General features: G+C 52.2%; 23 protein-coding genes and 1 tRNA gene. 7 read left to right on the top strand and 17 right to left on the bottom strand.

What is annotated here, in order from left to right; all coding sequences use genetic code 11:
* A partial coding sequence (locus R6U41_RS07415; RefSeq protein ID WP_410269198.1) for an LON peptidase substrate-binding domain-containing protein occupies positions 1-835 on the bottom strand: 835 nt, incomplete at its 3' end.
* 235 nt (positions 836-1,070) lie between these two features.
* On the opposite strand from R6U41_RS07415, the gene R6U41_RS07410 reads away from it, so the two are divergent.
* Together R6U41_RS07410 and R6U41_RS07405 are read left to right on the top strand one after the other, a co-directional pair.
* Positions 1,071-1,850, top strand: a complete 780-nt coding sequence (locus tag R6U41_RS07410) for a prepilin peptidase (protein WP_410269197.1) — start codon at positions 1,071-1,073, stop codon at positions 1,848-1,850.
* 267 nt (positions 1,851-2,117) lie between these two features.
* On the top strand, positions 2,118-2,387 hold the full coding sequence (locus R6U41_RS07405; RefSeq protein ID WP_181550269.1) for an HU family DNA-binding protein: 270 nt from the start codon (positions 2,118-2,120) through the stop codon (positions 2,385-2,387).
* Positions 2,388-2,684: 297 nt separating this feature from the next.
* Here the strand turns inward: R6U41_RS07405 and R6U41_RS07400 are convergent, their stop codons facing one another.
* Positions 2,685-2,870: a hypothetical protein gene (locus R6U41_RS07400; protein ID WP_410269196.1), complete on the bottom strand. Its 186-nt coding sequence runs from the start codon at positions 2,868-2,870 to the stop codon at positions 2,685-2,687.
* Between the two features lie 343 nt (positions 2,871-3,213).
* Here R6U41_RS07400 and ndk point away from each other — a divergent pair, with 343 nt between their 5' ends.
* Entirely contained in the window at positions 3,214-3,630 is a 417-nt protein-coding gene (gene ndk / locus R6U41_RS07395; protein WP_410269195.1) for a nucleoside-diphosphate kinase, read from the top strand.
* A 204-nt stretch (positions 3,631-3,834) separates the two neighbouring features.
* On the opposite strand, the gene lepA is transcribed toward ndk, so the two are convergent.
* The 5 genes from lepA to R6U41_RS07370 all read right to left on the bottom strand — a co-directional run bounded on the left by lepA (position 3,835) and on the right by R6U41_RS07370 (position 11,215).
* Complete coding sequence (lepA, locus tag R6U41_RS07390; protein WP_410269194.1) at positions 3,835-5,628, bottom strand: translation elongation factor 4; 1,794 nt, start codon at positions 5,626-5,628, stop codon at positions 3,835-3,837.
* A gap of 360 nt (positions 5,629-5,988) precedes the next feature.
* A complete protein-coding gene (locus R6U41_RS07385) occupies positions 5,989-6,972 on the bottom strand; it encodes a rhomboid family intramembrane serine protease (RefSeq protein ID WP_410269193.1) in 984 nt (327 codons plus the stop codon).
* A 50-nt stretch (positions 6,973-7,022) separates the two neighbouring features.
* On the bottom strand, positions 7,023-7,880 hold the full coding sequence (gene nadC / locus R6U41_RS07380; protein ID WP_410269192.1) for a carboxylating nicotinate-nucleotide diphosphorylase: 858 nt from the start codon (positions 7,878-7,880) through the stop codon (positions 7,023-7,025).
* Positions 7,877-10,555 (bottom strand): valine--tRNA ligase, encoded by a 2,679-nt coding sequence (locus tag R6U41_RS07375; protein WP_410269191.1) that lies wholly within the window; start codon positions 10,553-10,555, stop codon positions 7,877-7,879. Before R6U41_RS07375 ends, nadC begins: the two co-directional genes overlap by 4 nt.
* Before the next feature lie 114 nt (positions 10,556-10,669).
* Positions 10,670-11,215 carry a hypothetical protein gene (locus R6U41_RS07370; protein ID WP_410269190.1) on the bottom strand — a complete coding sequence of 182 codons (546 nt, stop codon included), beginning with the start codon at positions 11,213-11,215 and terminating at the stop codon, positions 10,670-10,672.
* A 185-nt stretch (positions 11,216-11,400) separates the two neighbouring features.
* Between R6U41_RS07370 and R6U41_RS07365 the strand changes: the two genes are divergently transcribed.
* Positions 11,401-12,141 carry a 16S rRNA (uracil(1498)-N(3))-methyltransferase gene (locus R6U41_RS07365; RefSeq protein WP_410269189.1) on the top strand — a complete coding sequence of 247 codons (741 nt, stop codon included), beginning with the start codon at positions 11,401-11,403 and terminating at the stop codon, positions 12,139-12,141.
* A gap of 41 nt (positions 12,142-12,182) precedes the next feature.
* Positions 12,183-12,258, top strand: a tRNA-Phe gene (locus R6U41_RS07360).
* 296 nt (positions 12,259-12,554) lie between these two features.
* Here R6U41_RS07360 and R6U41_RS07355 read toward each other — a convergent pair.
* From R6U41_RS07355 to R6U41_RS07310, 10 genes are all read right to left on the bottom strand, one after another.
* Positions 12,555-12,782, bottom strand: a complete 228-nt coding sequence (locus R6U41_RS07355; RefSeq protein WP_410269188.1) for a hypothetical protein — start codon at positions 12,780-12,782, stop codon at positions 12,555-12,557.
* Between the two features lie 83 nt (positions 12,783-12,865).
* Positions 12,866-13,561 carry a hypothetical protein gene (locus tag R6U41_RS07350; RefSeq protein WP_410269187.1) on the bottom strand — a complete coding sequence of 232 codons (696 nt, stop codon included), beginning with the start codon at positions 13,559-13,561 and terminating at the stop codon, positions 12,866-12,868.
* Between the two features lie 174 nt (positions 13,562-13,735).
* Positions 13,736-13,936, bottom strand: a complete 201-nt coding sequence (locus R6U41_RS07345) for a hypothetical protein (RefSeq protein ID WP_410269186.1) — start codon at positions 13,934-13,936, stop codon at positions 13,736-13,738.
* Positions 13,937-13,965: 29 nt separating this feature from the next.
* Positions 13,966-14,358 (bottom strand): hypothetical protein, encoded by a 393-nt coding sequence (locus tag R6U41_RS07340; protein WP_410269185.1) that lies wholly within the window; start codon positions 14,356-14,358, stop codon positions 13,966-13,968.
* Between the two features lie 121 nt (positions 14,359-14,479).
* Complete coding sequence (locus tag R6U41_RS07335; protein ID WP_410269184.1) at positions 14,480-14,941, bottom strand: ERCC4 domain-containing protein; 462 nt, start codon at positions 14,939-14,941, stop codon at positions 14,480-14,482.
* Positions 14,941-15,900: a replication protein gene (locus R6U41_RS07330; protein WP_410269183.1), complete on the bottom strand. Its 960-nt coding sequence runs from the start codon at positions 15,898-15,900 to the stop codon at positions 14,941-14,943. The genes R6U41_RS07335 and R6U41_RS07330 overlap by 1 nt, the downstream gene beginning before the upstream one ends.
* Before the next feature lie 140 nt (positions 15,901-16,040).
* Positions 16,041-16,259, bottom strand: a complete 219-nt coding sequence (locus R6U41_RS07325; RefSeq protein WP_410269182.1) for a helix-turn-helix transcriptional regulator — start codon at positions 16,257-16,259, stop codon at positions 16,041-16,043.
* Positions 16,260-16,363: 104 nt separating this feature from the next.
* A complete protein-coding gene (locus R6U41_RS07320) occupies positions 16,364-16,981 on the bottom strand; it encodes a hypothetical protein (RefSeq protein ID WP_410269181.1) in 618 nt (205 codons plus the stop codon).
* Positions 16,974-18,245 carry an integrase arm-type DNA-binding domain-containing protein gene (locus tag R6U41_RS07315; RefSeq protein WP_410269180.1) on the bottom strand — a complete coding sequence of 424 codons (1,272 nt, stop codon included), beginning with the start codon at positions 18,243-18,245 and terminating at the stop codon, positions 16,974-16,976. The genes R6U41_RS07320 and R6U41_RS07315 overlap by 8 nt, the downstream gene beginning before the upstream one ends.
* Positions 18,246-19,112: 867 nt before the next feature.
* Positions 19,113-19,904 carry an exodeoxyribonuclease III gene (locus R6U41_RS07310; RefSeq protein WP_410269179.1) on the bottom strand — a complete coding sequence of 264 codons (792 nt, stop codon included), beginning with the start codon at positions 19,902-19,904 and terminating at the stop codon, positions 19,113-19,115.
* 227 nt (positions 19,905-20,131) lie between these two features.
* On the opposite strand from R6U41_RS07310, the gene R6U41_RS07305 reads away from it, so the two are divergent.
* Both R6U41_RS07305 and R6U41_RS07300 read left to right on the top strand, forming a co-directional pair.
* On the top strand, positions 20,132-21,013 hold the full coding sequence (locus R6U41_RS07305) for a phosphate/phosphite/phosphonate ABC transporter substrate-binding protein (protein ID WP_410269178.1): 882 nt from the start codon (positions 20,132-20,134) through the stop codon (positions 21,011-21,013).
* Positions 21,006-23,105 (top strand): ATP-binding protein, encoded by a 2,100-nt coding sequence (locus R6U41_RS07300; protein WP_410269177.1) that lies wholly within the window; start codon positions 21,006-21,008, stop codon positions 23,103-23,105. The genes R6U41_RS07305 and R6U41_RS07300 overlap by 8 nt, the downstream gene beginning before the upstream one ends.
* The last annotated feature ends 15 nt before the right edge of the window (positions 23,106-23,120 follow it).

Below are 23,120 nucleotides of genomic sequence, written 5' to 3'. Positions count from 1 at the left end.
CTTTTTTGATGCGTTTGCGGTACTCCTCGACTTCAGCGGACCGCTCATCCTGCTCACCCAGTTCCTTGTGAATGGCCCGGACCTGTTCGCGCAAAAAATAATCCCGCTGGTTTTTCGATATTTCATCGCGCACATGGGACTGGATCTTGGCCTGAACCGTGGAAAGCTCAACTTCCTTGGCCAGGTAGTTGTTGACCTGCTTGAGGCGTTCCACGGGGTCTTCGGTCTCCAGCAGCCCCTGGGCTTCTTCGGTTTTGAGCTTCAGGTTGGAGGAAACCAGGTCAGCGAGTTTTCCGGGATTTTCGATCTCATCGAGCAGCATGCTGATCTCACCGGTATACTCGCCGCGGATGTTTAAGATCTTTTCACAATTTTCCCGGACATTTCGCATCAAAGCCTGATGCTCCACATCGGATATATCCGCCAAATCATCCGGAAGTAGATCAAATGACACCTCGTAGAACTGTTTTTTACTGGCAAACCGCTTGACCCGGCCCTTTTCCAGGCCGTGGATCAGCACCTTGAAGTGCCCGTCCGGCAGCTTGATCATGCGCAGAATCCGGCAAACCGTTCCCACTCGGTAAATATCTTTGGATTTCGGATCCTCGGCCATGGGATCCTTTTGTGCGGCCAAAAAAAGCAGCCGTTCATTTTTCATGGCCGCCTCCACTGCGCGCAGGGATTTTTCCCGGCCGATATAAAGGGGCAAAACCATGTCTGTGAAAATCACCATGTCCCGCACGGGCAGCAGGGGAAGCCGATCCGGGATTTCAACCTCCCGTTCGTCGCTTTCATCTATGAGTCGAATCAGATCGTCCTTATCACTTTCGGCCATTGTTACTCCTGAAAAAAAGTCAAATATTTAAATTTTTGCCATCCTGACCGCCGTTTGTAATCAAACCACGATCCCGAGTCAATAGCCTTGTGACGGCAAAAAACGATTTTGCATCCCCCGGGGATATGATAATTGGGGTTTTACTGCGTCAGTGTTTTGAAATATGGAGATGAAGAATAAACCCATTTTATTTTTCGCCTGTATGTATGATTCATTATTTAACAGGGTTGAGGACATGTCAAATCTGATTTTCTGGTTTCTGGTATTTTGCACCGGTCTTTGCATGGGAAGTTTCTTAAATGTCTGCGTCAGCCGGCTTCCCCAGGGACTGTCCATTGTCCGGCCGGGCTCCCGGTGCCCGGACTGTTCGGCGCCCATTGCCTTTTTTGACAATATCCCGGTTATTAGCTGGCTGCTGCTGAGGGGCCGCTGCAGGGCCTGCGGCCGGACCATTTCAGTACGCTATCCCATAGTGGAACTTGCCGCCGGGGCCATGGCTGTGCTTGTGGTTGTCCAATACGGTCCCGCTCTGTCCGCCCTGATTTATTTTCTGTTGATCTGTGCACTGATTACCATTTCCCTTATCGATTTGGATCATCGCATCATCCCGGATTCCATCAGCCTGCCAGGCATCGGCGCCGGGTTTTTGGCCTCGTTTCTGCTCCCTGAACTTTCCTGGCTTGACTCATTGATCGGCATACTGGTTGGCGGCGGCATGCTCTATGCTGTAGCCCTGGGCTATTACCTGTTTGCCGGCAAGGAAGGCATGGGCGGCGGCGACATCAAGCTGCTGGCCATGCTCGGGGCCTTTATCGGCTGGAAAGGCGTTTTTTTCACCATTTTTGTGGCATCACTGATCGGAACCCTTACCGGGATTGTCATGATGCTGGCGGCCGGGAAAAATCTCAAGTTTGCCGTGCCTTTCGGACCGTTTCTGTCACTGGGCGCCTTGGTTTACCTGTTTTTCGGGCAAAGCCTGATTCAATGGTACTTTTTTGGCCCCCGGCCCTGGTAACCACCCGGCAAACCCCCATGAATTTGGACAAGCCTTTAAATCATGCTTGACACGGCTGTTTTGGCCAAGTATTGTTATCCAACAATCAAGATCGAAAAAATTGATTCCGAGCAATTATGATTTTCAATTGCATAATATGACTGCTGACCCGTATTTGGCCTCAATTAGCGCCATAAATCATCGCCTTTAATCGTTTCTGCCGCATCCAGCAAGGCAGACGAACCCCTGAATATCAACCACCCCAAAAGCAATGAAAGGAGTCGTGCAGTGAACAAGGCAGATTTAGTAAACGAAGTGGCAAAAGTCGTCAGCACAAAAAAAGAGGCGCAGGCAGCAGTCGATTGTGTGATCCAGACCATCACCGATGCCATGTCAAAAGGAGACAGCGTAACTCTGGTCGGATTCGGCACATTCAAACCCGTCAAGCGCGAAGCTCGCACCGGAAGAAACCCGCAAACCGGAGCCGCCATAAATATCAAGGCGCGCAAGGTCCCCAAGTTCACCCCGGGAAAAGGCCTGAAAGAAGCCCTCAATTAATTGTGCAGGCACCCCCGGTACTGTGCCGGACGGCCTTTGGTCCGACCAATGGGCAGGCATCCGCTTTTAAAAAAGGCGACACGCAGTCACATCTGACTTGCGTGTCGCCTTTTTTGATGTTGCCCATGGCTTGTCAGCCAGGTGCTTTATCTATTGCCTGAACGAAAACCGTCTTTTCCGCCAATCTCTGCGTTCGGCTCAAATTTTAATCCTCAAAATACGTCGAGTATTCCTGCGGTTAAAATTTTCGCCGTCCTTGACCTTGACGGAAAATCCTGGTTTTCGTTCGGGCACTATCTAGCAGGTTCCGCCGCAGCTCGAGCACCCCTGTCCCAGCTCAATGCTTGAGCTGATGGCAAACCCGAACCCGGTAAAATCGATTTTAATAGGCTGGGCTTCCGCCAGGAAATCCTTGTTTGCAATGAACTGAAAATGATTCACGTCAAAAACTTCATCGGATTCGTTTGGTTCATCCAGAACCATTGCCAAAGACGGCCCCCCTCACCCACCGGGGTTGAGCAGGACCCGTATTGGCTTGGGGTCCTTGTCTTTGAAAAACTCCGAGATCTTCTCGTATGCTGCATCCGTTACTTCAAGCATGTTTATCCCTCCAAGGTTCATATTATGGCGATACAAATTAAAAATTATAGAATCTATCCGCAAATATCGTCATTGTCAACAAAAATTTTATTTTGACTTGCTTTTGCGGATCTGTTATTGCACCGGAAACCGTGAAAACACGGCATATTGTTTTTTAACCGGCTGCGATCCTCCGGCGCCGTATATACACAATAACCACGATTAAATAAAAAGAAAGGATACAAGCATGGAACAAACCTTGTCCATTATCAAGCCCGACGGCGTCAGCCAAAGCCTGATCGGCGAAGTCATAAAGCGTTTTGAGACAAACGGCATACGGATTGCGGCCATGAAAATGCTGCAGATGACAAAAAAACAAGCCCAGGGCTTTTATGCCGTCCACCGGGAGCGGCCATTTTTTGAAAGCCTGACCGATTTCATGACCTCGGGCCCTGTCGTGGCCATGGTGCTTGAAGGCGAAAACGTGATTGAGAAAAACCGCACCCTCATGGGGGCCACCAACTACGAGGAAGCCCAGGAAGGCACCATCCGCCGGGATTTTGCCACGGACATTGAAAAAAACGTGGTGCACGGCTCAGATTCACCCGAAACCGCGGCCTTTGAAATCAGCTACTTCTTCAATCAGTTTGAAATTATCAAATAACCGTTTGACAGGGAGCGGATATAAAATTTTCGCCCCATGACTTTTTGATGGCACCGTAAAAAGTCTGATTTCAGATGGCGCCGTAAAAAGTTCAAGATCAAGGCTTGCGCAATTTCGAAGAATGCAGCGTACTTAGCCGTACGTGAAATTCTGAAAAATTGCGCGTAACGCAGATATTGGACTTTTTACGGCGCCATCACTTTTTTACTCTTTGCTTTTTAGCACGGAGAGAAACGCGCTTTGCGGGATCATCACCTCCCCGGCCATCTTCATCCGCTTTTTTCCCTTTTTCTGCTTTTCCAGCAACTTGCGCTTCCGGGTAATATCACCGCCATAGCACTTGGCGGTCACGTCCTTGCGGTAGGCGTTGATGGTTTCCCTGGCAATGACCTTGCCGCCGATGGCCCCCTGGATGGCGACTTTAAACATGTGCCGCGGGATTTCCTCCTTTAGCTTCTCACAGCTCTGCCGGGCCCGAAACGGGGCCTTGTCTTTGTGCACCAGCTGGGACAAGGCATCCACGCGTTCGCTGTTGATCAAAATATCCACACGCACGATATCCGACTCCCGGTAATCGAGCATGTCATAATCAAATGAACCATAGCCCTGGGTGACGGTTTTGAGCCGGTCGTAAAAATCATAAACCACCTCGGCCAGGGGCATTTCAAACACCATTTCCATGCGGTTGCTGCCAAAGTACTGGTAATTGGTGTTAATCCCCCGACGTTCCAGGCAAAGCTGCATGATCTGGCCCATGTAGGTATCCGGCGTGAAAATCGAGGCCCGGATGTAAGGTTCCCGGATATAGGCAATATTGACCGGGTCGGGATAATGGGCCGGATTTTCGATTGTCAGCACGGTGCCGTCATTCAGACCGATTTCGTACTGGACCGAGGGCGCGGTGATAATCAGGGAAAGATCGTATTCCCGCTCCAGGCGCGCCTGGACAATCTCCAGATGCAGCAGCCCCAGAAAACCGCACCTGAACCCGAAGCCAAGCGCCGCGGATGTGTCCTTTTCATACACAAGGGAGGCATCGTTTAATTTCAGCTTGTCCATGGCAGCGGCCAGATCCGGATACTCGTCTGTGTCCACCGGGTAAATGGATGAAAACACCACGGGCTTGGGTTCCTTGAAGCCCGGCAGGGCCCGGCTGCAAGGGCGTTTTTTCAATGTGATGGTATCTCCGGTGCGCGTGTCGCTCACCGTCTTGATTCCGGCAATGATATAGCCCACCCGGCCTGCGGTGATAAACTTCTGGGGCACCCGCTTGATCTGGAAAATCCCTGTTTCCTCCACCGTGTATTCCGCGTGGTTGGACATGAACATGATTCGGTCGCCGGGCCGCAGGGTGCCGTCGATCATCCGGAAATGCACCACAGTGCCCCTGAACGGATCGTAATGGGAATCAAAGATCAGGGCCTTGACAGGCGCGTCCGGATCTCCCTGGGGCGGGGGCAGCTGGGTGACAATGGCTTCCAGGATCTCTTCTGTGCCGATCCAGTCCTTGGCTGATGCCAGGATGGCCGTGTCGGGATCAAGGCCGAGTTCATCTGCAATCTGGAGCTTTACCTTTTCAATGTCAGCCGAGGGCAGATCAATCTTGTTGATCACCGGAATGATCTCCAGGTCATGCTCCAGGGCCAGATAAAGGTTGGCAATGGTCTGGGCCTGAACCCCCTGGCTGGCGTCGACCAGCAGCAGCGCGCCCTCGCACGAAGCCAGCGCCCGGGAGACCTCGTAGGAGAAATCCACATGACCCGGGGTGTCAATGAGATTGAGATAATAGAGATGGCCGTCTTTTGCGGTATACGGAAGACAAATGGTCTGGCTTTTGATGGTAATGCCCCGCTCCCGCTCCAGGTCCATGCTGTCTAGCATCTGGTCCTTGAAATCCCTTTCAGCCACAATGTCGGTGGACTGGATCAGACGGTCGGAAAGTGTTGATTTTCCGTGGTCAATATGGGCGATAATGCTGAAGTTGCGAATGTTTTTCATATAATTCCAATTGGATAAAACGATTCAAACTCTCCGGGAAAAAACCCGGAGAAAAATGTGTTCTCCTATCAATTCAAAACAGGCCTGTCAAGACAGACCAGCCTGACGCAGCGTTTTAAGTACCTTCAAAAAAGTTGCTGTTCGTGCCTGGTTCTATAATTTTCGCATGATGCCGGCCCGGTGGCGGTTTGCTCCCTGCTGACCGCGTGCGCGCTCAATGCGACTCGCAAACCACCCCCGGGCCGGCATCATGGCCGACTGTGTACAAAGTTTTACACAAAAGGGGCCCGGAAACACATCTAAGGATGCCTGAGGTCGGGGGCTGTTTTTGAAGCGACATTGAGCGTTTACGAAAAAATGTTACCAGGGCTGCTCGATGCGCACGGTCAAATACAGATCCCCCTTGTTTCCTGAACCGTCATCCCGGCCCAGGCCTTTTAAGCGTAGCACTTTTCCGTCCCGGGTGCCGGGCGGAATTTTGAGCCGGTACATGCGGTTGTGAAACCCCCAGGGAACGTTGATCCTTTTCGTGGCCCCGGCAGCAGCTTCATACGGGGTGATGCGGAGGGTCTCATGAAAATCCGGCTCACTGCCCCCGCCCCCGGGCCGGATGACCTGGAGGTGATCACTTTTTTTCCGCCGGATGCTGCTCCGGTGATACCCGTTTTGCCCGCGGTTGTCGGGCAGCAGGGGAAACAGCTTTAAAGCGATCATCCCGCAGACAAACCCGCCGATATGCGCCCACCAGGCAATGCCCGCCTGCTGGGCCTGGGCGCCGGCGGCATTGAGCAGCTGCATCAGAAACCACAGCCCCAGAAAGAAAAAAGCCGGTATCTCCACAAAAAACGGAATAAACAAAATCGGGATCAACGTCAGAATCCGGGAATGGGGATAGAGCAGAAAATAGGCTCCCATAACCCCGGCAATCGCCCCGCTGGCCCCGATAACCGGGGTTGTGGACTGCGCGTTTAAGGCAAAGTGAAACAACCCGGAAACAAGGCCGCAGCCAACGTAAAAAATCAGAAAATAAAACGACCCGAGCCGGTCCTCCACGTTGTCGCCGAAAATATAGAGGCTCCACATGTTAAACAGCAGGTGCAGAAACCCGCCGTGGAGAAACATGAACGAAAACAGGGAAAACACCTGCTGAAACGGCGTAAAATAGGCTGATATCTCCCCGGAGGTATAACGCGCCGGCACCAGGCCGTAGGTGACGATGAACTGCTGCAGTTCCCGGGGGCCGTAACTGATCTGGGACAAAAAAACCAGGACATTGACGGCAATGAGCACGTGGGTGACCAGGGGATAGTGCCTGGCCGGTATGGTATCGCGCAATGGAATCATTTATGCCGGCCTTGCCCGGGATTTTGTCCCGGAAAAAGTAAGTCGGTCACTTATTGTCCGACGGTCATGCTCAGATCCACGAACCGGGCGGCATGCGTCAGTGCCCCCATGGAAACAATGTTTACACCAAGTTCTGACAGGCGGGCAATGCGCCCGGCATCCACCCGGCCGGAAACCTCAATTTCAGCCGCATTGCCGATTTCTGCCGCAGCTTCTGAGATGGCGGCATCATCCATGTTATCGAGCATGATCACATCCGCCCCGACATCCACGGCCTCTTTAACCTGGGCCAGGGTTTCGGTTTCCACCTCGATTCGCACAAGATGGGAAATCCGCCCGCGGACCGCTTGGACTGCAGCCGTGATACTGCCGCAGGCCGCAATATGATTGTCTTTGATCAGCACCCCGTCATAGAGTCCCATACGGTGGTTAAACGCCCCGCCCACGCGAACGGCGTATTTTTCCAGGACCCGCCAGCCGGGTACTGTTTTGCGGGTGTCGGTAAGGCGCATGGGCAAAGATCCCATGGCATCCACATGACTGCGCACGTGAGTGGCAATCCCGCACAGGCGCTGGAGAAAATTTAAGGCAATGCGTTCGCCGATCAGCAGGGTGTCTAAGCTGCCGGTCATTTCAGCCACCACTGTGCCGGGACAATCAATGAAATCCCCGTCTTCAGCCTTTGCCTGAAATGAACCAAGCCCGCCCACGCGCTCATAGATCCGGGGCACAAAATCGAGCCCGGCAATGACCATGGGCTCTTTGGTTTCGATCCACGCCCTGCCCGGCCGGCCTGACAGGCCCAGGGCGCTGGTGGTGATATCGCCGTGGCCGATGTCTTCTTCCACGGCCAGATCGATTAACCGCTTGACCTGCAGGGAAAAGGGAATTCCATGAACCCGGGTCATGTCTGCACCGATTCAAGCTGTTGGATTTTTTCCCGGTTGGCTTCCAGTTTTTGGATTTTTTCGGTTGCATCCGCGTGCTGTTGCCTGACCTGCTCGACCACGTCAGCCGGTGCCTTGGCCAAAAATCCCTGGTTGTTTAATTTTTTGTCCAGGCCCTGGATTTCCTTTTCCAGCTTGGTGATTTCCTTGTCAAGCCGGGCCAGTTCCTTTGCAAAATCAATCACCCCTTCCAGGTAAACCGATACGGCGGCGCAGCTGACAATGGCCGTGGCCGTTCCCTTGGGTTTTTCCCCGGCAGAAGCGATTTCCAGATCTGCAATCCGCGCCAGGGTGACAATCATGTTCCGGTGGCCTTCCAGGTTGGCGCGCACGTCGGCATCCTCTGCCTGAACAAGCACGGACAGGGATGCGGACGGGGAAATGTTCATCTCGCCGCGAATGTTTCGCACTGCGGTGATGACTTCCATGATCTGCTCCATGCCGGTTTCTGATGCTGCATCGGCATTGATTTCCGATAATTGCGGATCCCGGCCCGGAAACGGCGCACGCATGATGGAATCGGCTGTGCCGGGCAGGCGGTGCCAAATCTCCTCTGTGACAAACGGAACAAACGGGTGAAGCAGAATCAGCACGTCATGGAGCACCCGCCACAAAACCGCCCGGGCCGCATTTTGGGATTTTTCGTTAATTTTTCCGTAAAGCGCGGGCTTGGCCGCCTCCAGATACCAATCGCAGAACTCGTGCCACACAAACCGGTACAACCCGTTTGCCCCTTCATTGAAATAATAATTGTCCAGGGACTCGGAAACCAGCTTTGTGGTGCGTTTGAGCCGGGAAAGAATCCAGCGATCGGCCAGGGACAGGTCGGATTCCGCAAATTCCGGGTGCTCGGCTTCCAGGTGCATCAGGGAAAACCGGGCCGCGTTCCACAGCTTGTTGATAAAATGCCGGTAGCCCTCAATGCGCTTTTCAGACAACTTGATATCCCTTCCCTGGGCGGCGAAGGCCGCCAGGGTAAAGCGCAGGGCATCTGTTCCGTAGTTTTCAATCACGCTGATAGGATCAATGACATTGCCCGAGGACTTGCTCATTTTCTTGCCATCTGCATCCCGCACCAGGGCGTGGACATAGACATCGTAAAACGGCACCTGCTCCATGAAGTGAATGCCCATCATCATCATCCGGGCCACCCAGAAAAACAGGATGTCAAATCCGGTGACCAGCACCGAGGTGGGATAGAATCTTTCCAGCAAAGGCGTTTTTTCCGGCCAGCCCATGGTGGAAAAGGGCCAGAGCGCAGAGGAAAACCAGGTGTCTAACACGTCCGGATCCTGGACCAGGGCGCTGGAGCCGCAATGCGGGCACACCTCGGGCGCTTTGGTGGCCACGGTCAGTTTTTCACAATCCGAGCATGTCCAGGCCGGAATCTGATGGCCCCACCAAATCTGGCGGGAAATGCACCAGTCCCGGATGTTTTCCATCCACACAAAATAGTCGTTTTTCCATTTTTCAGGCACTATGCGCGTCTGTTCCTGCCGAACCGCATTCACTGCGGTTTCGGCGAGGGGGCGGGTTTTGACAAACCACTGTTTGGACAAATTGGGCTCCACCACTGTGGCGCATCTGTAGCAGTGGCCCACGCTGTGCTCATAATCTTCGATTTTGACCAAAAGGCCCTGCTCCTGCAGGGCGCTGACAACGGCCTTGCGGCACGCAAACCGGTCCATGCCCGCAAAGTCCCCGGCAGCCTCGCTCATGATGCCGTTGTCATCAATGACCTTCACAGATTCCAGGCCGTGTTGCTGGCCCACTGCAAAGTCGTTGGGGTCATGGGCGGGGGTGATTTTCAGCGCGCCGGTGCCGAATTCCATGTCCACGTAATCATCGCGGATAATCGGAATTTTGCGGCCGGTTAAGGGCAAAATCACGTGATCTGATGAAATGTCTGCATAGCGGCCATCGTCCGGGTGCACAGCCACGGCCGTATCGCCAAGCATGGTCTCCGGGCGGGTGGTGGCCACTACGGGGCCGCCCTCTTCGTTTTCATAAGGATACCGGATGTGGTAGAGATGTCCCTCCAGGGTTTCATGCTCCACCTCAATGTCGGCCAGGGCTGTATTGCAGCGGGGACACCAGTTGATGATGTAATTTCCCTGGTAGATCAGGCCCTGCTCGTAGAGCTCCACAAAAACCTTGCGCACGGCCGCAGACAGACCTTCATCCATGGTAAACCGCTCCCGGCTCCAGTCGCACGAGGCGCCCAGGGATTTCAACTGCCGAATAATGGCGCTGCCGTATTTCTGCCGCCACTGCCACACCGCCTGGATAAAGTCCTGTCTTCCCATCTGGTGGCGGTCAACCCCGTCTGCGGCCAGCTGGCGCTCCACCACATTCTGGGTGGCAATGCCCGCATGGTCGGTGCCGGGCAGCCACAGCACATTATCCCCGCACAGCCTCCGATACCGGCACAAAATGTCCTGCAGGGTGGTGTTAAGGGCATGGCCCATGTGCAGCACGCCCGTTACATTGGGCGGCGGGATGACAATGGAGAAGGCCGGGGCCTCGTTTGCCGAGCTTTGATCGGCTTTAAACAGTCCGTTTTCTTCCCAGTACGCATACCAGCGCTTTTCCACTTCAGCGGGCTCATAGCCCTTGTTGATCTCTCTGCCAGACATTTGTTTTATTGCACTCCAATCCACAAAAAGATGGGGATTGAACCAATCCCCATCAGCAAAAGTTTTGTTTGCAAACGCACAATTCGGGCCGGCTCCGGGCCCGGTTGATGCGAGTTATCCTTCGGAATTGCGGCTCAGCAGGTATTGCTTGAGATGTTCAATATCCTCCGAGACTTTCTGCCAGATCACTTCCTTTAACACCCGGTCAATCATGTCGCCGTAGCGCTTCTCAATAACGCGTTCCAGCGCCCGCTCAAGCTGCCGCTCGGAAACCGCCTCCACCTCTTCGGTCAACTCAAGAATATCATCGCTGCCGTTTTCAGCGCCCCTGGCATTTTCCTCTGCGTTTCCGGGCTCCATGCCTTCAACGGTCTTTTCTTCCTCCGATACATCCACGCCGGGCTCAATTTCCTCTACAAGCTCAATAATTTCATTTTCAGGTGAAACCAAATCAAAATCAAACTCTGGATCCCGGGACAAATCCATTTGCCGGGAATCGCCGGACTCATCCCCGGTTGCCCCGGAAATTCCGTTTCTGGCCTCATCAAGCAGGCCCTCGGTCATCTCCACAATGGCATCATCATCCTCAGAAGTGCCCACAACGATTTCAGAAAGCTCGATGATTTCTTTGTCCGGATCCTTCTGGCTGTCCTCGGTCATAATGGGCCTCCCTGAAAAATTCAGTGCCGAATAAGTTTACTGTCTGTTGAAAACCCTGTTATAATCTTGTAAAACTATCCTAACCGCCTGATGTTGTCAAGAAATTTGAATCCTGCCGGAAAACCCGGCCGACCCCGGCCTGATGGGCCCGGAGCCGCAAACCTTATTGAACACGGCAATACAGCATGAGACGATTCTACATAAACCCGTCGGAACTGGACCGCCCCGAGCCCTGCATTACCGGAAAAGAGGCCCGCCACCTGAAAACCGTGCTGCGCCTGTCCGCCGGAGACCGCATCCGGGTCACCGACGGGGCCGGCCGGATCTGCGATGCCCGCATCATTTCCATGGAAGGAAAAACCGTGCGCGTTGTGATCGAAAACCGGATTGAAGCCGGCAACGAATCGCCCCTGGACCTTATTGTGGCCCAGGGCTTTTTAAAAGACAAAAAAATGGATGATCTTGTGCGGCATCTCACCGAGCTCGGGGTGACCCGGTGGGTTCCCATGATTACCCGCAGAACCGTTGCCCGGCCGGATGCCCGCCGGATGAAAAAGCGCACCGAACGATGGCAGGCCATTTCCCTGGAGGCCATCAAGCAGTGCGGCCGAAGCATGGTGCCGGACATCGCGCCGGTGATGGATTTTTCCGAAGTGCTGTCTTTGGGGGCAACCGTGGATAGCGGACTTTTTTTCTGGGAACAGGCCCGGGCTCCCCTGGCCGCCACCGCGGAGGACAGCCCGGGCTCCATACTGCTGCTGCTGGGCCCGGAAGGCGGGTTTACGGAAAAAGAGGCCGCGGATGCTGAAGCTGCCGGATTATGTGCGGTTTCAATGGGATGCCGTATCCTTCGGGCCGAAACCGCCGCCATTTCCGCCTGCACCCTGGTTCAGTACGTTTTCGGGGATCTTCAAAAAAGTCCTTGACAGGTTTTACCACATTGCCTATACATTTTTTAAAAATTTATGCCGAGGTAGCTCAGTCGGTAGAGCAGGTGACTGAAAATCCCCGTGTCGGTGGTTCAAATCCGCCCCTCGGCACCAATAAAATCAAGGGTTTACAGATTTTGTCTGTAAGCCCTTTTTTAGTCTGTAAGCTTGTTGTAAGTTTTGTGAAAAAAAATCTTGTTTTGCCGATGGGGTCATGGGATTATAAGTATCAGAAGCCCGGCCATTCGCAAAAAAGACCCTCACCCGTTCCTGATTGCGATTGCCGGGTTTCTTTATGCCCTGGCGTTAAAACTGGCTTGCTCATTTAACGATGGCTGGCCGATCTCGGTTGAAGCAATGCCATCCCCTTATGATAAAATTTTATCGGCCTTAAATCGCTTCTCAGGGCTTCAGTATTTTTCAAGCCCCCTGGCAATGGCACAAGTTTTTCCGTGGTGGGTTTGGCAGACCACGTGCCATACCTCCAACAATCCGGCAAAATCTTCCGGCTTGTCTGTATGGTCATGTTCATGGTCGCACCCGGTGCATATAAGCTCTCCGTGCCCGGCAAAGGCGGTTTTCTCAAGGCATTGTTCGTAAAATCTGCAATCAACGTTCCGATACGGCTGTTTTGACATGGCATCACCTCGCATAAAAAAAAGGGGCTGACATCTCCCTTGCCAGCCCCGTGGATAGAATCCATGCCTCTCTCCCATGCCTGCTACACTTCTTCAAAAAGCTGATTGACCTTGCCCACCACCTCATCAGCTTTCTGTGCCTGCCGGTCGGCTGCGTCCACGGCCTCGGCATCCTGGTAGGATTTCACAGCCTCGTGTGCGGTCTGAAAAACGCCGGTGGCCTCGGTCAAAAAGTTGTCCACGGCCTGCTGCTCGGAAAATTCATCCGGTGCAACCCGCCGCTTGTATGAATCAAGCAGATTTTTTCGGGTGTCGTCATCAAGCCCTGTGAGCACCTTGTTTCCGTTCGCGATAGCACTCAAGGTCACGGTGTCGCCGGTTTTGATGGCTTCTGTTATCATGGCAAGGCGGTCTTTTGGTTTCGCCTCCCGAATCACCTGCCGGATTTCGCTATCGGTTCCTTTGGGGGACAGGTCGGCCCTCTGGTTGATGGTCTGCTCAAGGCTCTGCCTGCGTTTGCTCAAGGCATCGTAAGTTCCGTTCTCCAACTGGGTGCATTTTTTCTGGAGGGTAACAGCCCGCTGGTGTCTTTGCCTGATCCGTGAGGCCTCGCTATCATAGGGTGACGGATTTTTCTCCAAGTTTTCCAATTCCCGGAGCCCCTCGGAAAACGCTCCGATCCTGCTTGTGGCGTTCCGTACGGTTTCCGATCCCTGGCCATACAGGGCTTGCAGGTGCTCACTTTGCTTCAATAATGCTTCGCTGGACATTTTAGACATTTTCATTTTTCCTTTCGTTTGATGTTTCTGGTTTCCGGGTCCAATACCCCGCTCCAACCACAACTTGACCGGCTTGCGGTTCAACCGGCCCGTGCCACGCGCAAATGATGGGGTTTTTTAAGCCCCGCCTTTGCTCAAGCCTTGTGATTCGTGCTTTTGTGCGTTCATTCATTGTCAATTTTCCTCCAATTCTTGTTCAAGTTTTGTAATACGTTCCTCAATATCGGAATCCTTGATACAGCCGATCAGGACGTTTGCCAAAAATCCCAACTTGCCGGCCCGGACTGCATCAATTTCCCCGGCCTCAAGCCTGTTAATGAGATTTGCCAAATATCGCCTTGTGTCGCCTAAAGATTTCAACCTTTTTTTGCTCAAATCAACCCCCTTGTTTGCTGGAATCTGTGTTATAAATTCGCCGCTGACTCCCGGCTGCTCTGGGTTTTTGGGTGCATACCCCCCTTGATTGCCTGCCTTCCGCGCCCAGGACAACCGGCCATGTTTGGGATATAATCAGGGCGTTCTGTCTGGCTGGCTTTTCGCCGCCGTGTCTTGCCATTTTTCAATTGAACCGTGATGAAGTATTCAACCCCAAAACAATCCATTTTCCACTCAAGGTCTGTCTGTTCTCGAATGGCTGGGTGGTTGCACGTTGCCTGGTTCGGAATGCCACCAGCCCATTTCGGCATTTCCTGAGGGCGATAATACGGGCAAAGTTTCCCGTTTGCTTCACAATGGGTCCGCGTGAAATCGTCCGGTAGCTTGCTGGACTGTTTTTTAAATAGTGCTTGCTGTTTCATGGCTTGCCCCCTTTTTTTAGATTATCAATCTGAAAACTTACAATGAGCTTACATTTTTGATAGTTCTGATTCAAATGCCTGTAATTCTGCATTATAACATGGATAATATGGGGATTATAAATCACTTGCCCGCAGCATGGCGGTATCTTTTTTCAATTTCCTGAATGTATTTTGTAAGCGTGCTGTAAGTTAAATACTCCGCGCCTGCCCGATTGCCGCAGAATAAGAAAGGCACCTGGTATCTGATATAAAACGCGGTCACGGATTGCAGGCAGGCTTCCGGCTTCATTTTCGATTTATACCGGCCCCTGGCTATATCATCCATTCCGGCCTCGATCACCACGGCAAACAATTCATAAGCCCTGCCCCTGGCCAGCTCTTTTTCAAATCTCTGCCGGTCCTTGCCCATCAAACAGCCGATAAGATCATCCAGGCTTTTTCGCTCAATCCCCACTCGATCATCGAATCCTGCAAGGCTGTAATCTCCGGTGGACAGTCCTGTCCGCTCGGTTTCCACCTGCCAGCGGTCGAATCGGTAAGGCTGCTGTTCTCGGGTGTCTATGTAAATTTTGAAATTATCCATCAATTTTGCCCTTCCCTATCCACCCGGCCATCCGGCCAAACATGAGCATACAGGCTGCCGTCTGGTGCCGGGGTTTCCAATAAAAGCGTATAGCGACTGTCGGCACAATTATATTGGATTTCGCCGTTCCTCGCAGCGGTGGTCCATTCGCTTTCACTGATCCCTAAAAATTCCCAAGGACGCTGGTTTGCAACTGCCCATTCCAGCTCATCCTGCGGCTTCAGATAGCTGGGGTGTGGCCCGTGGTTCTGCGGTTGCGTTCTCATCGCATCCAGGCCGGATATATCAAGCAAGCCGTCCTTTGCTTTTTTGACAAGTCCGTGCTTGTATGCTTCCTTGGTGTCCTCGATCTTACCAGCCCTGGCCGCTTGTTCGGTTTTCAGGTCGATGTATTCGAGCTGCTCAGCAGACAGACCATAGCGGTTGCTATCCACGGTAGGCGGTTCATCTTCCAGGTGGACAGTTTCTTTTTCAGATTCATTTTTACAACCACAACCACTGCTGTCTGTTGTAGGAGTGTCTATTGTAGGAGTGTCTATTGTGGGGGGTGAATTTGACAACGGTGCGTTGTCATTTTTGACACCAGTTATTGTCAATTTTGACAACGGTGTCTTTTTGGACAACGCTTTCCATTGATTGAATTTTTCGTTTATTCGGTAGCTTGGATGTTTTTTGTTGTCATTTTTGACAACGATAACGATTTTTCTTTCCTCTAAAGCCTGGATAGCTCGCAGCACGTTTCGCTTGGAAATGCCGGTGGACTCTGCAAACTGATTCAGTGCTATCCAGTCGGACCGCTTCTCCCATCCATAGGTTTTTCGGATTATGACCATTAACACCTGCATCTGTTCTCCGGGTATCCGAAGATGTGTCAAGCGATCAAGCAAGCCATTCGGGATCTTTGCATAATTATCAGTAATCCTTGACTTGCTGCCGGTTTTTTGGTAATTTTCAGTCATCGCTTCACCCGCTTTTTTTGCCCGTGCCCCGGATCTGGCCCGCCGCCTTCCGGGGTTTCTTTTTGTTTATCCATTTTGCAGCCTCACTTACATGGCACGTACATTTTTCAGCCCTGCCCCATAATTGCCTGAAATAAAAATCACTTTGCCACCTGGACAGGTGATTCAGGGTCCCCGGCCTGGCTGGTGTTCTGGCGGGTCTGACTATCAATCCAGGCTTCCAGATCATTGCTCTTGTAACGGACAAGGCGGCCCATTTTTATAAATTTTGGCCCGGTGCCGCGGTGCCGCCAGATTTCGAGTGTATTCGGCTGAATGCCTAAAAGATTTGAAACTTGCTCTGTAGTGTAGAATTCCATGATTGCCTCCAAATAAGGGTTTTCGATGTTTTGGAGACAAGATACGGCGGGCTTGCCGGGGCTGTCTGTACTGATAACCCCGGTTTTGTTTACCTGGCAGGATTTTACTTTTTGGGATTTTTGGTAAGCTTCTTTACTCTGTCAAAGCTTATTTTTTCGGTAAGTGTATGAATTTTTGATATATTGATTGCAACCCAACTGCACGCGGCATTATAAGACTTGCCATTTTCCAGGCATAGGCGGTCAATCTCTGCTTGCATCAGCCGGTTTCTTTCCTGGCGTTCCTCTGCTGTCAAACCCCAGGACTCTTTTCCGCCCTGGCTGCGTTGCTGCTCTGTCTTTTCGGCCATCAATTTATAAGCCGTTCCGTGGATCTTGTCCTGTGCCTTCTCCAGGATAACATCAAGCGCGTTTAGATCCTCTGTGCCTTCCAGGATCTCTTTTGCCCGGCCCAACTCTGCTGGCGGGTCAATGCCCAAATCGTTTACAATCTCATGCAAGAAACTTATCTGATCCGCCGGGGTTCCCTGCCATTTGCCGGGCTCAATTTCCCGGACAAGCCGTGCGCGTTTTTTGGGCGGGTTTTCAAGTAGGTAATCGCCCTCGTTTCCCGTATGGACAAAACAGCCCATGAAAACCGGGTCCGCCCCGGCTTCCGGCGGGTTAATCATGGTTATGGTGTCGCTCACGCGGGCCTTGACATAAACAACCATTTTATTCATTTGCAGCCCTCCCCACGGATATATCAATCACGTTTCCACTTGCTTCATGGGCGGCCTGTCGTTCGATCCACGCGCCGATTTTTTCAATATCCGGCCTTAGGTATTCCAGGTCGAATTTCTCGGTATAACTGGCTATTGTGACATCATTGTTTAGGCGGTGGTTCAACAATAGTTTTGTTCTCCATAGCTCCACGCCGATCTCCGCCGCGATACTCCGAAAGGTCCGCCTTAGATCATGGGCGGAAATTTCCGTGCCTATAATCTCCGTGATCTGATCCGTAATAAACCTGGACGGCCCTATGTGGCCTGTCTTGCTCTTGTTGCTGCAAAAGACATGGTCGTTATACCTTGGCCTTTCCTGGAGCAAAGCTTGTGCTTGTGTGGACAATGGCAGGGTTACAGGCTGTTTATTTTTCGGGTCCGGTATATGCCACGTGCCGGCCTCCAGGTTCACCCGGTCCCAGGTCAGCCCGGAGACTTCGCCCCACCTTGCCCCTGTCAATATGGCAAAAGATACGGCATCAACGATTGATCCGGCGGCCATTGTGGTGGCAGGGTCCGCCCGGAGACTTTCAAGAAAATTCCAAACTTCGCCGATCCGGTCTAATGGTATGCGCCGGTTTTTCGGCTCAATCCGGTGCCATAGCTTCGCCCCTGACAGGACATTGACCGGGTTTGCTGTGATAATGGGGGTGCCGCCCGGCCTGTATGCTTCCATTGCATAATTGAAAAGCGCCCGTGCTATCCGAAAAGACAGGTTTGCGCTGGCCTTGCCCCGCTCGGATAATTCCCGGAATAGCCTCATGACATCATCACGGGTTATATCCACCACGGGCTTGTCCTTCCAGACCGACAGCGGCCCATTGAGTCGCTTGTCAATATCCTTGATAGAGGTTTCCTTTAGATCCCGATCCCTTTTGTAATCCTCTGCCACCTGCTCAAGCGTTATGGATTCGGCAATTTTCCGCCTTTTAGCCCCATTCGGGTCAATGCCGTTTGCCATATCCTGTAAATACTTCTTTGCCTGCTTCCGGGCCTGATCCACGGTGAAAATGCCAAACTCTCCAATTTTGACGCGCCGGTCCTTGGCGTTCACCTTTCCCTGGCAGATAAACACTTTGCCTTTCGGGGTTAAGCGGATACCAAAACCACGGGTTTCTGCATCCCAAATAAGCCGCTGCCCGGATTCCGGGAGTTTAAGGTTTTCAATAACGGGTTTTGTAAGCTTTTGGCGGTTAACCTTTTTGGACTTCTTTTCAGGCATGGCGGGCCTCCGTGGTTAAAATTGTGTAAGTTTTTCTGTAAGCGCCTTGTAAGTTAGCTGTGTAAAATTAGGTAAAGCAAACTGGGGACTAATTTAAAAGAATAATCCCTGTTTGTCAAGCTTTAAGAAACTTACATAAGGTTAATAAAACCACGTAAAGCCCCGCGTTTTAGGACTGAAAATCCCCGTGTCGGTGGTTCAAATCCGCCCCTCGGCACCAATAAAATCAATAAGTTAAGGCGGCCCCTAAAAAGGCCGCCTTTCTTATTTGTAAACTTGATGGCGCCGTAAAAAGTCCAATATCTGCGTTACGCACAATTTCTCAGAATTTCACGTACGGATAAGTACGCTGCATTCTTCGAAATTGCGCAAGCCTTGATCTTGAACTTTTTACGGCGCCATCTGAAATCAGACTTCTGAGTAACTTCAGAAAAAGTTACTTCGAAGACTTGGATGTGTTGCTCCGGACTCCTTTCGTGTGAAACTTTGCACGCAGTCGGCCATGATGCCGGCCCGGGGGTGGTTTGCGAGTCGCATTGAGCGCGCAAGCGGTCAGCAGGGAGCAAACCGCCACCTGGTCGGCATCATGCGAAAATTACAGCAACTTTTTTGAAATTACTTAGTGCCCGAACGAAAACCAGGATTTTTCGTCAAGGTCAAGGACGGCGAAAATTTTAACCGCAGGAATACTCGACGTATTTTGAGGATTAAAATTTGAGCCGGACGCAGAGATTGGCGAAAAAGACGGTTTTCGTTCAGGCACTACTTAGAAGGAACGCATATGAAAGTTGATCTCTACAATTGCCGTGCCCCCAAAAGAGCGACGAATCTGAGCATCAATAGAAAATTCTAAAATCCCCCATGGAATCAGGACGGATTTAATACAATACCCACCGGGCAGTGATCCGAGCCGTGGATGTCGTTGTCGATAAACGCGTCTGCAATCCGGCCGCTGTCAAACAGGTCTTTTGAGACGAAAAAGTAATCGATACGCCACCCGGCGTTATTTTTTCGGGCGTTAAAACGGTAGGTCCACCAGGAGTACTTCACGGTATCCGGGTAAAGGGCCCGGAAAGTATCCACATAGCCCCTTTGCTCGATATGATCGAGCCAGTCGCGCTCAATGCGCAAAAAACCCGAGCGGTTGGCATTGGATTTCGGGTTTTTCAGGTCAATTTCATTGTGGGCGGTGTTAAAATCACCGGCCACAATAACGCCTTTGCCCTGTTTGCGCAAATCATCGGCATGATCAAAAAACGCATCGTAAAAATCGAGCTTGTACTGCAGCCGCTCGTCGCTCATCTGGCCATTGGGAAAATAGACGTTGAAAAAGACAATGTTTCCCAGAGACATTTCTATAATGCGCCCCTCATTGTCAAAGCGCGGCTCGCCGATGCCGTAGCGAACGTGTTCGGGGGTGATGCGGGTATAGGTGGCCACGCCGCTGTAGCCTTTTTTCAATGTTGCGTGGCTGAAATAGGCTTTGTAATCTCTGACCCTGTGCATGCTTTCCGTGAGCTGGTCCTGCTGGATCTTGGTTTCCTGGAGAGCCACGATGTCGGCATCGAGTTTGTCAATGGATTGCAGAAAATCCTTTTTCATGACCGCCCGAAGGCCGTTGACGTTCCAGGAAATCAGTTTTAAAGGGGTATTTGCCAAGCTGTTTTCTCCTTTTAGGCTTATGCAAAAGCCGGCCGGCCGGATAAAGGGTTTGCGATACCATTTTTCACAGTTCCATACCACATGTCCGGCCCGGCTGCAACCACTGCTCCATGCCCTGTGTGCTTGACTTTCTGGCTTTAGATGCTAACATCAGAAAAATGAAATCATTGTTCCCATTGCCGACCCGGATTCTCATCGGTGTACTTTTGTTTGCAGGCTTTTGTGTGGCTGGCTGTGATCAGCAGGATGCGACCCGAACAGTTGATCTGAGCCAGCGCAAACAGGTCGAGACCCCTGCAGCGCTTGAATCGCTGACCTATGCATGCCTGCCCCAGTATTCCCACAGGGTGTCATTTGCCAGACATCACCATTTGGTGCAATATCTAGCCAAAAAAACAGATCTGGCCATCCGGCAGGTTTTTCCGGATACATTTGAAGAGCACATGCAAATGGTCCGGTCCGGACAAATCGATATCTCATTTTCCAATCCTCTGGTTTATACCCGCATTGCCGACCGGGATCAGGCCCGGGCCTTTGCCCGGATCGTGGAGAAAAACCAGACCCCCACCTTCAGGGGCCAGATCATCTGCCGAGCAGACAACAAGGCCATTGAAACCCTGGAGGACTGCCGGGGAAAAAGATGGATGGCCGTGGATCGGTCATCTGCAGCCGGCTATTTGTTTGCTCTGGATCATTTTCTGGAAAACGGCATCTCCAAATCCGATTTCCAAAGCATATCCTTTGCACCCGGGCCCGGCGGCAAGCAGGAAACCGTGGTCCAGGCCGTGTACCTGGGCCAGGCCGATATCGGCTCCATCCGGGAAGGCACCCTTGATCTGGTCAAAGACCGGGTGGATCCCGCGGCCATTCGCGTACTGGATCAAACCCGGGCATTTCCCAGCTGGGTGTATGCCGCAAGAAAAGACCTGGAAACCGAGGTGGTGGAGAAAATCAAGCAGGCTTTACTGGAACTGGACCCCGACAATGCCGATCACCGAAAAATCCTTGAAAAGGCGCATTTTGAGGCGGTGATTCCGGCGCAGGATACTGACTTTGACGCCATCCGCAGGCTTCTGGAAAAAATCGGGGAAAACGCATATGAATAAGCTGCCATTCTCCTTTCAGCGCCTGAAAATCAAGAGCAAACTGCTGTTGGGACTGTCGGCTGTTGTTCTGTGCCTGGGCCTGATTCTGGGCATTATCGGCACTCATATTGCCTCCACGGAACTGATACGGGAAAACAAGGAACGCGGCAAGATACTGGCCGCCAACCTGGCCTACAGATCTGATGAAGCCATGCTGACCCGGGATTTTCTGCGCCTCAAAAACCTGGTGGATGAATTAAAGAATGCCAATTCAGACCTTGCTTATGCGTTTATCCTGAATCCGGCCGGCCGGGTGCTGGTGCATACGTTTGAACAGGGGTTTCCGGTGGGGCTGTTAAATATCTATTCGGAAAACCAGCCAAACACTGCCACCATGCTTCTGCTGACCAATGAGGGAAAGATCTACGATTTTGTCCAGCCCGTGGAAATCCAGCAGGAGCGGATCGGAATGGTGCGCATCGGCATGCACCGGCAGCGGCTGGAAGCCATGATCAACCGGCTTCGTCTCTGGATTTTCGGGCTCACGGCTGCGGTCACCATTGGTGCCATCATACTGGTTCTGTGGTTTTCCTCAAAATTTACCAACCGGATCAGATGCCTCACGGAATCGGCCAACGAAGTCATCAAAGGCAATCTCGAGGTTCAGTCCGCCCCGGAGCCGAAGCGCCAGTGCTGGGAAATCAACAAATGCCAGGCACACTCCTGCCCCGCATACGGGGATACCCGGCGCAGATGCTGGTATATCACAGGCACCCTTTGTCCTTCCTATCATTTGAAGCAGGATGCCCAGGGTGATTTAAACTGCCTGAACTGCCCGGTTTATCAGCAGAATGCAGGAGATGAGATCCAGGAACTGGCAGAAGCCTTTGATTACATGGCCATGACCCTGCAGGAGCGCATTGACCAAGCCCGCAACGCGGAAAAGGAGCTTTCCAGGCAAAAGGAACTGCTGCGCACAACTCTGGATGTCACCCCCGACATGGTGGCCCTGCAGGATGAAAACCTGATTTACCGGGCCGCAAACAAAGCCTTCTGCTCTTATTTTCAATTAAATGAATTCGATATTGTGGGAAAAACCGATTTTGATATTTTCAGTGAAGCCCAGGCGGATCAAAATTACCATGAAGACCGGCAGATCCTGCAGACTGGAAAGCCCATGTCAAAGGAAATCAGCGTCAAGCAGGGGGACATGGTGATATGGTTTCATATTTTAAAGGTTCCGGTGTACGCCGAGGGCCGGATTTCCGGTCTTCTGCTGACCGCCAGAGACATTACGGTGATCAAGCAGTACCAGGAACGCCTGGTGCAGTCCCAGAAAATGGAGGACCTTGGCCGCCTGGCAGGCGGAGTTGCCCACGAGATCAACACGCCTTTGGGCATTATTCTGGGCTATGCACAGATGCTGCTCGAAGACGTGGACCCGAACAGCCAGATGGCGGCGGATCTGAAAATCATTGAAAAACAGACCAAGATCTGCAGCAGTATTGTCTCGGATCTGCTCGGGTTTTCCCGGCAGAGTCAGACCGCACGTACGGATGTAGATATCAACACATCCATACAAGAAGTCATCTCCCTGGTGGAGCACACCTTCAGCTTAAACCGGGTCCGGATTCTTTATGACCTGGATCCCAACATCCCGGAAATCGAGGGCGACAAGGACAAGCTCAAGCAGGTCTGGTTAAATCTTTTAAACAACGCCCTGGATGCAATCGAGCATGACGGCTGCATCCGGATTACCACAAAGCTTTGTGCCCACCGGCGGCGGGTGGCCATTACCGTCACCGATACCGGCACGGGCATCAAGCAGGAAATCCTAAACAAAATCTTTGACCCGTTTTTTTCAACCAAGCCGGTTGGCAAGGGCACCGGGCTGGGCCTGTCTGTGACTTTTGGCATCATTCAGAATCACGGCGGCCGAATCAATGTCTTAAGCCCGGCGCCCAAAGAGTATCTCCAGGAGATGGGAAATTCCGATTCGTGCACCGGCCCCGGAACCGTATTTCTCGTGGAACTGCCCCTCTGGCAGATGGAACTGCCGGAAGAAGAGTGCGAGGAACTCGGACTACCCCCAAACACACGACAAACCTTATGATTTCGGAGGTATGAG

This window comes from Desulfosalsimonas sp. (assembly GCF_046483245.1).
In the GTDB taxonomy this organism is placed as follows: domain Bacteria; phylum Desulfobacterota; class Desulfobacteria; order Desulfobacterales; family Desulfosalsimonadaceae; genus Desulfosalsimonas.
The sequence above is the reverse complement of the archived record's forward strand: the minus strand, read 5'-3'. Positions and strand labels throughout refer to the sequence as shown.